The organism is Marinomonas sp. NPDC078689, assembly GCF_044542435.1.
GTDB classification, from domain to species: domain Bacteria; phylum Pseudomonadota; class Gammaproteobacteria; order Pseudomonadales; family Marinomonadaceae; genus Marinomonas; species Marinomonas arenicola.
The window spans coordinates 133,119-147,387 of the sequence record NZ_JBITUJ010000001.1 but is presented as its reverse complement, the minus strand read 5'-3'; the positions used below and the strand labels follow the sequence as shown (position 1 = coordinate 147,387).

The 14,269-nt window shown below is 42.6% G+C and carries 10 protein-coding genes and 1 pseudogene; 6 read left to right on the top strand and 5 right to left on the bottom strand.

Features of this window, described 5'->3' with window-relative positions; genetic code table 11:
* Window positions 1-151 precede the first annotated feature (151 nt).
* Window positions 152-1,297 carry a N(5)-(carboxyethyl)ornithine synthase gene (locus ACIGBN_RS00650; protein WP_396663076.1) on the bottom strand — a complete coding sequence of 382 codons (1,146 nt, stop codon included), beginning with the start codon at window positions 1,295-1,297 and terminating at the stop codon, window positions 152-154.
* Window positions 1,298-1,574: 277 nt separating this feature from the next.
* A complete protein-coding gene (gene ilvY / locus ACIGBN_RS00645) occupies window positions 1,575-2,453 on the bottom strand; it encodes an HTH-type transcriptional activator IlvY (protein ID WP_133001958.1) in 879 nt (292 codons plus the stop codon).
* Between the two features lie 209 nt (window positions 2,454-2,662).
* Between ilvY and ilvC the strand changes: the two genes are divergently transcribed.
* Window positions 2,663-4,135 carry a ketol-acid reductoisomerase gene (ilvC, locus tag ACIGBN_RS00640; RefSeq protein WP_133001959.1) on the top strand — a complete coding sequence of 491 codons (1,473 nt, stop codon included), beginning with the start codon at window positions 2,663-2,665 and terminating at the stop codon, window positions 4,133-4,135.
* A 173-nt stretch (window positions 4,136-4,308) separates the two neighbouring features.
* Entirely contained in the window at window positions 4,309-5,778 is a 1,470-nt protein-coding gene (modF, locus tag ACIGBN_RS00635) for a molybdate ABC transporter ATP-binding protein ModF (protein WP_396663074.1), read from the top strand.
* 91 nt (window positions 5,779-5,869) lie between these two features.
* On the opposite strand, the gene ACIGBN_RS00630 is transcribed toward modF, so the two are convergent.
* Both ACIGBN_RS00630 and ACIGBN_RS00625 read right to left on the bottom strand, forming a co-directional pair.
* Entirely contained in the window at window positions 5,870-7,297 is a 1,428-nt protein-coding gene (locus ACIGBN_RS00630; RefSeq protein ID WP_396663072.1) for a DUF2971 domain-containing protein, read from the bottom strand.
* 149 nt (window positions 7,298-7,446) lie between these two features.
* A pseudogene (locus ACIGBN_RS00625) lies at window positions 7,447-7,584 on the bottom strand (antitoxin); the annotation flags it as partial.
* A gap of 145 nt (window positions 7,585-7,729) precedes the next feature.
* Here ACIGBN_RS00625 and ACIGBN_RS00620 point away from each other — a divergent pair.
* Window positions 7,730-8,683, top strand: a complete 954-nt coding sequence (locus tag ACIGBN_RS00620) for a hypothetical protein (protein WP_396663070.1) — start codon at window positions 7,730-7,732, stop codon at window positions 8,681-8,683.
* A 3-nt stretch (window positions 8,684-8,686) separates the two neighbouring features.
* Window positions 8,687-9,934: a hypothetical protein gene (locus ACIGBN_RS00615; protein ID WP_396663069.1), complete on the top strand. Its 1,248-nt coding sequence runs from the start codon at window positions 8,687-8,689 to the stop codon at window positions 9,932-9,934.
* 39 nt (window positions 9,935-9,973) lie between these two features.
* Here ACIGBN_RS00615 and ACIGBN_RS00610 read toward each other — a convergent pair whose 3' ends face one another.
* A complete protein-coding gene (locus ACIGBN_RS00610) occupies window positions 9,974-11,098 on the bottom strand; it encodes a helix-turn-helix transcriptional regulator (RefSeq protein WP_396663067.1) in 1,125 nt (374 codons plus the stop codon).
* A gap of 287 nt (window positions 11,099-11,385) precedes the next feature.
* Here ACIGBN_RS00610 and aphA point away from each other — a divergent pair, with 287 nt between their 5' ends.
* A complete protein-coding gene (aphA, locus tag ACIGBN_RS00605) occupies window positions 11,386-12,096 on the top strand; it encodes an acid phosphatase AphA (protein ID WP_133001964.1) in 711 nt (236 codons plus the stop codon).
* A gap of 260 nt (window positions 12,097-12,356) precedes the next feature.
* A complete protein-coding gene (locus ACIGBN_RS00600) occupies window positions 12,357-14,255 on the top strand; it encodes an ATP-binding protein (RefSeq protein ID WP_396663064.1) in 1,899 nt (632 codons plus the stop codon).
* Window positions 14,256-14,269 lie beyond the last annotated feature (14 nt).

The following is a 14,269-nucleotide window of genomic DNA, read 5'->3' as shown; positions in this document are numbered from 1 at the left end:
AGACTAAAAGGAAGTCACTTTTACCACAAGGAAAAACAACAATGATAATAAACAGGCTTGGCACATTATGTGTCGGCACCACAGCAAAGGGCGTACAAAACTTAATCTGTACGCCCTTTGCGTATCTTTCAATAAGTAACTTTATAAGAAACTAGTTTAAAGCAATATAAGGGGGTGTTAGCCCTCTATGCTGGAAGGATAAAATAAGTGGGTTTTTCACAATGCCTTTGTCGATATTAATTGCCCGACGAATCGTTTCATTATTCTGCCAATCATCACGCCCAGCCAAGACACATTCTAAGTACACAACCAAAGCGGCCGAAATAGAACGAGTTGCACTTTCCCAAAGATAACTCGGCGTATGATCCACCGCATAATAATCTACGCCATGACAACGAAGCAGTGGCTCTTGAAAGGTCGTTGGCTTAGCAAAGAAAAAACCCATACCTTCGTCACAACTTACATCAATAATCAAACTGTTAGGCTTCAAGGTAGATGCCTCAGATTCGATAACGAAATTCGTAGGGTGATCGGTTTCTTGGAAAGTACCATTCACAATAATATCCGCTTCCCCCAGCAAGTCCGCTAACGGGCGAATGGCGCCATCGTGTTCAACCACCACCATACGCGCTTCTCCTGCATGACCTGCACGGACTTTTACGTAATGACAATCCAATACTTCTTCACGAACTTCATGATCAGGACGCTGTATGCATATGGTGATATCACGAAATCCATGGGCTTTAAGAGCATAAATGGCGCCTCGACTTACTGCACCAAAACTAAAGATAATGACTTTACGCTGATTGCCATAATGACCATCAATACCTTTTAGTTGTAAGGCATGAATTACGGCACAGTAGCCGGCCATCTCATTGTTTTTATAAAAAGTATGGCGCCCTACTTGTCCACTTGGAGACCAAACAAACATATCTTCAAAAGCAATGAGTGTCTGTTTACGATCTAAAGCAGCCTGGGTAATATCTTGTTGCTGCACACAATGTACGTACCCCCACAAGATGCCACCTTCGCGCAATTCTTCTAAATCGGCTAGCACAGGTTTAGCAATAATCACGCAGCCAATGTCAGCTAAAATTTCATGCCGAGTCGCTACTCCACCTGTCTGCGCTGCTATCTCGGCATCGCTTATATTAAACGCCGCACCATAACCTTCTTCAAAAATAAGCCGTTGGCGAACAGATAAGGGAATACGAAGTAGGTGCTCAGGGTGTATTGGATAACGTCGCTCATCTTCTTTTCTAGAAGTACCAATAACGCCGAATGTTAATTGACTCATACCATGTCCTTTTATATGTAAATAAACTGGATTGAGCTCACAAACGCGTGATCAGCCACGCCAATAAACTGGTTATTACTAAACGCATTGTCGGAAGAGGAACTGAAAAAAGAAGCCGTAAATAAAGGAGAAGGGTCTTAGCTTGCCAAAGGCTAATAGATCAGAGCAGCGACGTGACGACTGTAACACTAAACCAGCACAATAACCGGAGAATAATAAAAACAGAGAAATGGAGCCGCAACAGTCTCTGCTCAAACGCCGCCATCAAACAGACCAATTACATCAGATTCCAGAAAGCTTCGACCATGGGGTTCTTGAGGTTTTTTTTCAGAGTAAACAAACCAATGTCATAAGGCGCTAGCTCTGGTTTCACCTCTAATACTTGAATGCGATCCATTAGCGGGCTGTTTTCCAATACAATTTTTGGCACGACGCCAATGCCAAAACCCAAACTCACCATACTCACAATGGCTTCATTCCCCGTCACCTGAGCATAGATACGCGGCACAATTCCGTGCTGTCGAAACCATTCATCAACACGAGCCCGTGACACACCACTTTCTGACAATATCATTGGAATATTTGCCCATTCTTGCGAGGTGGCAGGCGCCAACGTGGGTACATTCGGTACTTGCTGCTCTAATGGCGCGATAAACAGTAACGGTGAGGTTGCAAGAGGTTTAAAAGCCAAACCACGGGGCAAATTGGCAGGACGTGCCGCTATTGTAATGTCTTCTTTGCCATCAAGAATGTGAGCAATCGCATGTTCGGGGTCGCCTGTGCGCAACTTAATCTCGATACTTGGGTATGCAATACGAAAACGACTAAGCAACTCATATAAGAAGCTGTAACTGGCCGTCACCGAACCGTATAGGCTAATTTCTCCATGTAACTGATCGGAATTGTCCATCAGCTCATGGCGAATCATGTTCCATTGGTTGCTGGTGTCTCGAGCGTATTTGAGAAATTTCTTCCCTTCCTGAGTTAAGGTGACCGTACGGTTGTCACGATTAAACAGGCTGACCCCCACCTCGTCTTCTAATTGGCGGATGTTACGCGAGAGCGCAGAAATACTAATATGACACTCATCGCTGGCGCGACCAAAGTGGAGCGTTTCTGCTAACGCAAGAAAGTGTTTTAAGGATCGTATATTCATAAACGTCATCTTATCTTATGTTTGCAAAAAATGGGACGTTATATTGCAAATATATCAATTTACGAAAAAGTGCCTTTTCTATACAGTAACCCCACTAACATGATTTGCCAGTGTTCTGGCAATCGATGTAACCCATTTCTGAACTTAAATAGCACTTTGGCGCCTTTAATCGCTAATGCTTTAATCATAATAATTAGGATGTGTTTATCATGGCTAACTACTTCAACACCTTACCGCTACGTGAGCAATTGGCTCAATTGGCAAAATGTCGTTTCATGGACAGCTCTGAATTTGCTGATGGCGTAGAAGCGCTTAAAGGTAAAAAAATTGTTGTTATTGGTTGTGGTGCTCAAGGTCTTAACCAAGGCTTGAACCTACGCGACAGTGGTTTAGATGTATCTTACACATTGCGTGCTGAAGCCATTGCTGAAAAACGTCAGTCTTGGAAAAATGCCACTGAAAACGGTTTTGTTGTAGGTACTTACGAAGAGCTTATCCCGACTGCAGACGTAGTGCTTAACCTAACGCCTGATAAGCAACACACTCCTGTTGTTAAAGCGGTGATGCCTCTTATGAAGCAAGGCGCTTGCCTATCTTACTCTCACGGTTTCAACATCGTGGAAGAAGGCATGCAGATCCGTGAAGATCTAACAGTAATCATGGTTGCACCTAAGTGCCCAGGTTCTGAAGTTCGCGCTGAATACGTTCGTGGTTTTGGTGTTCCAACGCTTATCGCTGTTCACGAAGACAACGATCCTAAAGGCGAAGGTCTTGCTTTAGCAAAAGCCTACGCTGTCGGTACTGGCGGTCACAAAGCAGGCGTTTTGATGTCTTCTTTCATCGCGGAAGTAAAATCTGACCTTATGGGTGAGCAAACTATCCTTTGTGGTATGTTGCAAACGGGTTCTATCCTTTGCTTCGACAAAATGGTTGAAGAAGGCATAGACGCAGGCTACGCATCTCGCCTAATTCAATACGGTTGGGAAACGATTACTGAAGCATTGAAATACGGCGGCGTGACTAACATGCTAGATCGTCTTTCTAACCCAGCTAAGATCAAAGCCTTTGATCTTTCTGAAGAATTGAAAGTAATCATGCGTCCTTTGTACAACAAACACCAAGACGACATCATCAGCGGCCACTTCTCTCAAACTATGATGGAAGACTGGGCGAACGATGATAAAAATCTTCTAGGCTGGCGCGCAGAAACAGCAGAAACCAACTTCGAAAAAACACCAGCAGGTGACGTTGAAATCTCTGAACAAGAATTCTTCGACAATGGCATCTTGATGGTTGCTATGGTTAAAGCGGGTGTTGAATTGGCTTTCGAAACAATGACAGCCGCTGGTATCGTTGCTGAGTCTGCTTACTACGAGTCTCTACACGAAACACCACTAATCGCGAACACTATTGCTCGTAAGAAACTTTACGAAATGAACGCAACTATCTCTGATACGGCTGAATACGGTTGTTACCTATACAACCACGCTTGCCTACCATTGCTAGGTGACTTCATGAAAGACATCAAAACTGACGTAATCGGTAAAGGTCTTTCTACTGAAGACAACGGCGTAGACAACGCTCGTCTAATCGAAGTAAATGCCGCACTTCGCTCTCATCCAGTAGAAGCGATCGGTGCAGTACTTCGCGGCCACATGGCTGACATGAAAAAAATCGTTTAATACGACTGCTGAGTTTGCCAATACTTCGTTCAACATAAACGGGTATTGGCATAACTCATAACATCGTAATTTACTCATAAAAAGCCGAGTTTTTTCATCACTGAAAACTCGGCTTTTTTGTCTCTTTTAAAACTCAATCTCTATTAAAAATACACAACAATTAGGAAAGTAGAATGGACACAATCCGCTTAGACACTATCCAGTTAAAGAAAGTGACAGTGAACTTTGATGATCGCTTTAAACTAAGCGAGATTAATTGGACCATTGAAGCTAACCAACATTGGGTAATTACTGGCACCAACGGCTCTGGGAAATCCGCTTTAGCTGCGGTGCTTGCAGGCGTTGGAGAGATCGAAGGCGGTGAGTTATCAGGTTTACCAAGCAAGGTTGGCCTTGTGTCCTTTGAGGCTCAAGCCGAGTTGATTGCCAAAGAATTAAAAAAAGACGACGCCGATATCATGGACGTTATCTCCCTTGGCACACCTGTCCATGAAATGATTTTCGATGACTGTCAGGACCCTAAACTGGCACAAGAACTCGTTGAAAAATTTGGTTTAACATCCTTACTCGATCGCGCCTTTCGAAAACTATCGACAGGTGAAACACGCAAAGTCATGTTGATCCGCGCCCTCTCCAGCAAACCCAACTTGTTGATTTTAGACGAACCATTTGATGGTTTAGATGCTGGCACACTGACCATGCTACAAGAGCACCTGATCAGCATCGCTGACACAGTTCCGATGATTATGGTACTCAATCGCTTTGATGAAATGCCGGAGTTTATCACTCACGTCGCCTACCTAGACAAAGACAGCTCGGATAAAAAGCAAGGCGATAAGGGACGCCTAACACTGACAATAGACAAAAATGACGAGCAAGCGTTTGGCGAGCTCTACCAACTGCTGCATTTAAAAACCACCGATCTGCATGTGCCAGACGCGGACCCTGCGAATAAACTGCCCGAGTTAGATTCAAGCCAACCCCTCGTTAAGCTCAAACAAGCGACCATAAAGTACGGCGATACGACCATCGTCGACAAGCTGGATTGGACAATTGAACCAGGCCAGCATTGGCAGCTTAGCGGCCCTAACGGCAGCGGCAAAACCTGTGTTTTATCTTTAATCACTGGCGATCACCCGCAATGCTACACCAACGATATTTTCGTCTTCGGCTTCCAGCGTGGCAACGGCGAGAGTATTTGGCAAATTAAGCAATTTATCGGCTACGTCTCGACAGCATTACAATGGGAATATCGCGTGAGTACCAGTTGTCGCAACGTGATTATTTCAGGTTTTTTTGACAGCATCGGTATGTACACAAAGTCCACCGATAACCAGAAGAAAATCGCCGACCAGTGGCTTGAACTACTCGGCATGAAAGACCGCGCAGACCAGCCCTTTAACAAGCTCTCTTACGGCGACCAGCGCTTGTTACTCATCGCCCGCGCCATGGTAAAGCACCCACCACTATTGATCCTAGACGAGCCTTGCCTAGGGCTAGACGACATGAACCGCCAGCTAGTACTCGCCTTGATCGAAAAGATCTGCGAAGGCAAAGAAACCACTGTGCTGTATGTCAACCACCACGCAGAAGACCAGATCAAAGGGATTGAAAACTACTTGGGGTTGGTTAAGAACCACTAGATTTACGGCTGCCATAAACACAAAAGCCAACTCACAGAGTTGGCTTTTGTGTTTTCGAAGATTGTGAATTCAGGACACACTTTCAATTATCTTACGTATTTTCTGGCCTCTCGAATTTAAGGGAAGATATCTCGTAATGCTTGATATTTCCATCATCTCTACAGTAATAGGCCTGATAAAAACAAAATTCATAATGACTATATTGACTGACTTTCTTTTCTATCAGCTCAATGATTTTCCATTTATCTTCATCAGATGTCTTAATGCCAAAAATAATCCCTTTCAAAGATTTAAAGTCATATTGAAGAGTAGTGCTTTCTTGCGAGTAACTACCATTCATATCACATATCAACAATCTATACTCATTCTCATATTTCCAGTCATTGGTTTTCTTAGTAACTGATTTATAGAAATTATCCCAATATTGCTCACCCCCCCAATCAACATTGTAACTTTCAGCCAATGGACTGAGAACTCTATTCCAAGAATACCAATTCCTGTATACTAAAGGTTTAGGAAGCTGCCCTATTGTCTTGAAGAAGTTAATCGGTTCATATTTTTTTTCATATTCAATTTGGAAAAATTTAAATGGCGATTTTCCTTTTACTACTCCATTTTTATTCCACCCTTTAATGTCACTATTTAGTGAAAGATAGCTATATTTATTACTATCAACTTCGGCTGAGAAAACCATGCATACACCGGTATGATTTTTCCCATAATGCCCCCAAACAGACGAATTAGTACAATCGCTCATAAAACATGCCGTAAACCAGTCGGGAAACATTAACCGTTCCAATTGCTGAACGTATAAACTCGCGAATTCAGTAGTAAAAATCTTTCTTCGAAACTTTGACATTCTACTTACGAACGCAAGCGCTACATCATCTTTGGCAAAAAACAAGATATTTTTATGTTGAAACTCCTGAACTTTACCCTCTCCGTATTTAGCTTCAAAATCTTTAAGGTCTTGAAAATAGGTATCATTTATTTTCTTTAAGTACGAGAAGTCTATCTTTTTAAAAACATTATCAGATACGGCGGATATCTCCTCTAGCCTTTCATAGATACAATAAAGCGCAAAGGAATGGACCATCCGAAAGTATAATTCAAGCTCATTTTCCCCAATGCTCTCTCTATAGATATATATCCCATCTATAAGATTTTGAATGTGTTCACTTCTGATAAAATTTTCTGAAACAATCGAAAACTCTGCTTGGAAATTTTCGTGTAAATCATCAACAGTCACACAGGCATCAAAGTGTTTATCTAAGTCTAAGTCAAACTCATCTCCAATTATCAAAAATTCCACACACCACTTCATTAAGCACAACAAGTAGTGGTTAAATAAATTCGTCCATAAAATGCGATCACCTTGCCAATAAATATCCTTAAAACCCTCTACAGGATCGTTAAGTAAATGTGGAGGAGCGAAGAAAATGGACTGTTTTTCCAACTCTTCGCGTTCACCTAAAAGATTTTCGATAGACCGGAAACGATAGAAAGTATCAATTGACATAGAGCATTCCGTTTACAATTAAAGGACAAGCTTCTGAATATAAAAAACAGCCTGAGCCTAAATTTCATTCAATCTGATACTTAGAACTACTGTTATAACGCGGCTCCAAGTTTTGCCATTCTTGCAGAGCGCCCTTTTTAAATTCGAGTTTATAAGTCAGCGATGCTGACTGAGATACTTTCTTCATTTGCGCGTTTCTTCGCGAGAGCTACAAGCTCCATATCTTCCATTTTATCCATTAAGGCTCCATACGCTTCGGCAGGGACACAGTAAAACGCAGTATCATTAAAACGACAACTCTACCATTGATTCTCGTGCCAATTCCATCAGGTCAGCTTTTTTACCTTCCCCCCCCCTCAAATGAGGGTGGTCTGCTCGATTGTAAAGAGTCTATATTTAAATCGTCAGCAAAAACCAAAAAGAAGATGAATTATGAATAAAGTAACGTCGCTAAAGATCGTATTATCTGCAGGAATCACTCTCACTTTATCTGGCTGTTTCTCAAACACTTCAATGATAATGGATGCGACGGGGGCAAAAAAAGGCGAACTTCCTGCTTTTCAACAACCCGCTTTCACAAATGCTCAGGCTGATTTTAGAAAAAAATTAGAGATATATCACAACACCAATAAAATGCCTGTGGATACCAGTTCATACAGCAGCTGTAACCTCAACCAAAAAACACTTCAAGACATATCCGGTTTTACAGCCATTGCTGACCTACTTGATACCACTCGAAAAAATAAAGATTCAAAAAAATCACTCACTGCACGAATTGGTCAGGACGCATCTTCTGCTGCAGGGCAAGATATCCAGCAGACTTATAATTGGCAAGGTGGTGCTTTATATGCATCAACCATAGATTGTCAAAAATTAACGAACCATTCAGATGCTAGTAACGTTAGTTTTTTAATTGATAGCCAATACCTAATCAAGACAACAGGAGCTAACTTTAATGGCACACACTCTATTACTGAAACAAAACATGTTCAGCGAATAGCCCCTGATCATAGTGTGTCTATCAGCCTATACTCTTCTATTATTGGTGATGACTTCACAAAAGACTTTGGTACTAAGTTGGCACTTAGCCTGAGTAATTTAAAAGATCCTTCGTTTATTTACACTTATAAGAAAGGAAATGACCAATTAAATATGATTGAAGCACCATCAAGTCCTGACATCTATTTTACTCAACACTTTATGACCTTAAACAAAGAAGAACAACGGATTCGCTCTTATCGATATACAGGAGCGGTTCATGATGGCGTTGGGCGCTCTCTAAACGGTAAAGCACAAGGTCTACAGGAGAGTTTTGGGAAATACGGTTCCAACCTATGTTTTGATCAAGGAGAACTTGTACAGAAATCAGATTGTGAGACCTTTTAAATAATGTTTACTATTATCTCTAAATGGTTTTTGTTGATTATCTGTTTAGCATGTACGGGCTGCTCAACATTACAGATGCCTCATGGGCTTGGGCCTGCAGAATGTAAATCTGGGGACTGCTCTAATGGTGTTGGATCTCTCTACTCACCATTCGCAAAAGTAACCTACCACGGCCAATGGGATGGAGGGGAGATTGGTAGCGGTACTTATACCATTGACTACAAAGGTCAAGAGTTTACCACTCTTTATAAAGATGGCAGGCCGGTCAGTGGGACTAAGTTTTACTCGCATATTAATGGCGAATTAGATTATTTTACCGGTGAATGGACACAGTATTATGATCCTTTCAGCAAGCAAACCATCACATTTCCCCATGAAGGGATTTACCACTCTATCACTGGCGCAACGTTAACCGGAGAATTCTATGCCATTCCTAGCCGGGGTATGTTTAAGCATATTTATGAGGAAAATCCCGACACCTCACTGAGACATTCAATCGCTAATATCCTTTTTATTGGGAAAGTGAGCTATCAAGGTGAAGAAGAAATCACCACGTTAGCCGGCACAAATTACTTCATCGGCATGCCTTTTATCAGTTCAAAATATTCTGGGTTAAAACCTTCTGACGCGGGCATGTTGGCTCAGTTCAAACGCGACTTAAAATCAGAACAACAAGCGCAACAAAATGCCAGAGTACAAGACCAAGGTAACGGCTTCGACTTCGGTAAAATCATTGCGATTGCAGCGACGGTGGCCGTCGCCACTAGTGATTTCAGCGATTTGGGACCAGATGTAAGCATGTTTTCTTCCACCATGGGTGATTTCACAAACACACAAAAAACACCAGAACAGCAAAAAGCGTCCTTTATACAGCACAAAGAACAAGTGACAACACAGGTTCAATCGAATGTGAATAAAATTGAGCAGCGCTATGCTCCCCTGCCAAAAGCTAAGCCGCACTCACAACAAACCATAGCCAAGTCAAAACCTGTAGAAACCAAAGTGATAGCGGCTCAGCCAACCAACATAAACATAGAGGCAAGCGGTACAACAGGTAGCTATTTTACGTATGAGCAAGCGCTTGATTTGTCACAAACCAACGCTGAAAACAAGGCGCATTCAATGTGTCGTAACGACCACAATGGACGGTTAAAGGCGAACAGTGGCAACATGGCCAAAAAGAATTGTCAGCAAAAGAAAAATGAATTTCGCTGTAATGTGACTATGATTTTTGTATGTCAAAAAGAATAGTTTCTAACACTTAGTAAGCGTTGCTAACTCTGTATCTAGTCAATGGAGCAAAGCGGATAAGATACTACTAATGAGCTCTCCTTGCCTTGAGTGATTGGTTTTAATAAAAACATTTTTCAAATAAGAGCGGATTGTTGCTTCTGTTTTTCCGCTCTTTTTTGAAATGTCTTTTAACGTTAGCCCTGTGACTAAACCCTCACATAATTCAGACTCGGCAGGTGAAAGCGAAAAATATTGTCCAATCGTTTCCGCCTTTGGTAGTTTTCTCTTAGCAGGCTCAACAATAGTCACTAAGGCACCACCCCGTGAAACATCAGTGCTTTCCATTGGCCTTATCAGGACAATTAGTGGGGGGCGGCCTATTCTTTGCAAAAATAAGGTATCTGCATCATATTCACCTTGTCCCATGCTAGCTCGGATCACTTGCACCGACGATCTAAGGTAGGCTTTTTGAACATCATTCTGTTGGAACATTAATCGCTCGTTCCGAACAGACAATAATTTTTCTTCTAATAAAAATACTTTCGCAGGCTGATTAGAATGAATGACAACAGCCTGTTCATTTAGTACCAATGTTGCCTGAGGCATAGCGTTAACCACACTGGTTAGTGTTTTTCTCGCCACATTTCGCTGATCAATTTGCTGATACAACAAAACGGCTTGCCGGATAAAGGGCACTAATTGATTAAGCCGAGCTAGCTCTTCAGGATGATATATACCTTGGTCAACAGTCCTCTGCATCGTTAATAATATTGTGTGAGTCTGCGTGCAATGAACAACTAACCAAGCACTATCTAGCATATTCTGATCATTCTGCCAGCGCTTATAATCTTCTGTGACATTCAACTCATCCTTGATAGACAAAGCTGAGTGAAATAACCCTGGAGGCTGAAAAGTTGCATATCTAGAAACTAGATCCTGCTGGATCATATTATTCTTTGTATACCAATCTATAAAATCATCCGGCAGTCCTGCATACCAAAGGTGATCAATTTGTAATGGTTGCTTACGAACAACCACTAATTCCGCAGCACATGCATTATGCGTCGTTCGGAGAAGATCTAAAAAATGATGAAAACCTTCTCGATCAGTCAGTCCCTCATATAACGCATGAACAATGTTGGCATCAGGTAGAATCATCTCATTTTTATAACTTAGAGACATATCTAAACCACCTTAAATATTCAGTAATCCCTAGGGATATTATGATAAATAATAATATCATAGCCCCTTATTCGAACTATTTTGTAAAAAACTAAGATAAACGCATGATCAGACAGCTGCCAAATTCATGTGCAAAGGTACAGTACAAGGCTAATACACCTGTCGATTGAATCTTCCTTGTCGCCATTTAGCAAACCTATTCCATTAGAAACAAGACCATAGAAAGTCGTATTTTTTCGCTATAGAATGCAGGATTATTATTCAGACAATAACGTTGAGGGATCACATTGAACCATACCTTTCGCACTCTTACTCTCGTGCTGGCTTGTGTTGCCAGCCTATCTGCTAATGCAGACCCAAAGACTCCAGGCACTCATCAAGGCTATTCCACCATTGATATGACCACTGCGGGCATACCAAAGGATGTCAAAATGATTTCCGTCGCGGACATTAAGCATGAATTAGCAGGGAAGCCCCCTTTTGCCGTGGGCTTTGATATCGATGATACGACCCTGTTTAGCTCCCCTGTCTTTTATCGTGGTCAACAGATGTTTTCACCAGGTGGCTACTCTTATTTAACAAACCAAAAATTCTGGGATAAAGCGAACTGCGGATGGGATAAGTTCAGTATGCCTAAGCAGATTGCACAGAAGCTAATTAAAATGCACCAAGAACGTGGCGATGATATTTACTTCATTACGGGACGCACAGGTTCTGCTTGTCATTTCACCACTGACTATTTGCAAAAAACCTTTCAGATCAAGAAAATGAACGATGTTATTTTTGCCGGCAGCAGCCGTACTGAATACACAAAGACTCAGTACATAAAAGCGCATGACATCAAGATCTACTACGGCGATGCAGACGGCGATATCATTTCCGCTCGTGACGCTGGAGCAGAAGGCATTCGAGTGATGCGCGCCGCCAACTCGAGCTATAAGCCAATCCCTAAAAACGGCATTTATGGTGAAAGAGTGCTAAAAGACTCTCAATACTAGTACTCATCACGCCTTGTAAGACAAAGCCGCTGCTTATTATGGGCAGTGGCTTTGTTTTTACAGCCAATTCGCCATAAAGGGCGTCCATTGTTAGTCTCTTGAAACATCCCTTACCTTTCTTACAAATAACCGTTATAACTATTAATGGGACATTTTTGTCCGCGCTTAAGTGGCGTAATGCCCCATTTCTCAGCCGAGAAAGTTGGCACTAATTTTTCATTACCCAAACACACAATAATAACAAACAGGGCTCAATTCTCATGTACGTATCGCTTTCTTCATGGATACGGCAAATAGGCATCGGCGGACGCTTGTTTTTTGCGTTTGTGCTTATTTCGTCGATCACGCTTATTACCAGCGGACTGGCAACACACACTTATTTAGATTTGAGTCATCGCCTTACCGCGCTTAATCAACAGGACATTCCTGGCTTAGAGGCCGCTGCACGCCTCAACGATAAAAGCCGCTTGATCGTTGCCACCGCACCATTATTGGTAACCGCTGACGCCAATACCGCTCGTAAAAATGCCATGCAAGTGCTGCGTAGCGCCATTACAGAAATGGATGCGCTAATGCGCAATTTACCCGATTACAACCGCTACTTTGTCGAGCTCATGACACAGATCCACAACAGCCTTACCCTACTCAATCAAAGCGTAGAAAAACGTGAGACGGTGCGCGCGGCCATTACTGAGCAGAACCACTATATATTCCCTTTCTTCGACAATTTAATTGTAAAACTGAACAATTTACCGCAATCAGCCAAATGGGCTCCGGTGATCCATCGCCTCTATTATCTGGCAGGATTAATGGAGAAGGTTAGCAATGATGCGTCTTTTAATGAGTTGGATTACACTTTTTTACGACTCGAAGCCCTAGGCAGTGAAATACAAAGTCGTTTGCCTGAGCTGCCTTATTTAACGCCTCTTTTACGCCAAGACATCACGACCCTGATCGCCCTAAGTTCGCGTCAAGGAGACTTGTTTCAACTCAAAAATGAAGAGCTAGAACTGGGCTACCAACAGAGCTATTTTCTAGAAAACAGCCAAAACCACATTCAGCAACTAGCGGCGCAAATAAACCAATACACCAATAGCACCAACACCAGCATTCGAGACTCTCTGAATAATGCCATGCAACTGATGAAGAGCAGCATTCGCAACGTCTTACTGCTGTCTCTTGTTAGTCTGGCGGTTGCCTGTGCGATCTCATGGTTTTATGTCAGAAAAAATGTTCTACAACGCATCTCTGAATTGCAAAAAAACATGCGGGCCATCGCCAGTTCGCAACTGGAAACCGAGGTTCGTATTGTCGGCCATGATGAGATTTCAAGCATGGCTCGTGATCTAAAATTCTTCCAAGACACGGCCATTGAAGTTGAACGAACCAACCACCAGCTGGCCGCTGAAATTGAAGAGCGCATCGCCGCCGAAAGTCAGCTAAAAACAACGCAATCAGAGCTGGTACAAGCCGGAAAACTCGCCGCACTAGGGCAACTGAGCGTGGGCATTACCCATGAAATAAACCAGCCTCTTACCGCCATGGCGAGCCATATACACAGCGCCGGTAGACACTTAGAAAAAGGTCATTACGACAAGGTACACGCAAGCTTGTTGAAGATTAATCATCTGTTGAAAAAGACCGCTGGCATCACTCGACACCTCAAAGCCTTTGCCCGCGAAGCAGGCACAGAATGCAGCGCCGTCGACCTAGACCAAGTCATTAGAGAGGCGATTGAACTAATGTCTGCACCTATGCACGACATTGGCTGCGAATGCCTCTACTCACAAGACATAACATCGCAAACGCCTCTGTTAGTACTGGCAGAACCAATCCGTTTAGAGCAAGTGCTGGTCAACTTATTAAGCAACGCGGTAGACGCCTTATCAGACGCTCAAATAAAGCGCATCAGTATTCAAATAGAAGAACAAGCGGAGCGGGTATTGATTCATGTTAGTGACACAGGTTGCGGGATTGAGAGCAAGAGTCTCAAAGACATCTTTGACCCCTTTTACACCCAAAAAGAAGTCGGCGAAGGGTTGGGGCTTGGGCTGTCGATTAGCTACAACATTATCCAAGATTTTGGCGGGAAAATTCGCGTCCAATCGACCGTAGGTCAAGGCAGTTGCTTCACGCTAGAGCTACAGAAGCAGAGTTAAAAAACAGCATTAAA

What these genes read in the sequence shown, in the direction of transcription:
- ACIGBN_RS00600 (WP_396663064.1), top strand. Translation starts at nt 12,357, where the DNA reads ATGTACGTATCGCTTTCTTCATGGATACGGCAAATAGGCATCGGCGGA.
- ilvY (WP_133001958.1), bottom strand. Translation starts at nt 2,453, where the DNA reads ATGAATATACGATCCTTAAAACACTTTCTTGCGTTAGCAGAAACGCTC.
- ACIGBN_RS00630 (WP_396663072.1), bottom strand. Translation starts at nt 7,297, where the DNA reads ATGTCAATTGATACTTTCTATCGTTTCCGGTCTATCGAAAATCTTTTA.
- ilvC (WP_133001959.1), top strand. Translation starts at nt 2,663, where the DNA reads ATGGCTAACTACTTCAACACCTTACCGCTACGTGAGCAATTGGCTCAA.
- ACIGBN_RS00650 (WP_396663076.1), bottom strand. Translation starts at nt 1,297, where the DNA reads ATGAGTCAATTAACATTCGGCGTTATTGGTACTTCTAGAAAAGAAGAT.
- modF (WP_396663074.1), top strand. Translation starts at nt 4,309, where the DNA reads ATGGACACAATCCGCTTAGACACTATCCAGTTAAAGAAAGTGACAGTG.
- ACIGBN_RS00620 (WP_396663070.1), top strand. Translation starts at nt 7,730, where the DNA reads ATGAATAAAGTAACGTCGCTAAAGATCGTATTATCTGCAGGAATCACT.
- ACIGBN_RS00610 (WP_396663067.1), bottom strand. Translation starts at nt 11,098, where the DNA reads ATGTCTCTAAGTTATAAAAATGAGATGATTCTACCTGATGCCAACATT.
- ACIGBN_RS00615 (WP_396663069.1), top strand. Translation starts at nt 8,687, where the DNA reads ATGTTTACTATTATCTCTAAATGGTTTTTGTTGATTATCTGTTTAGCA.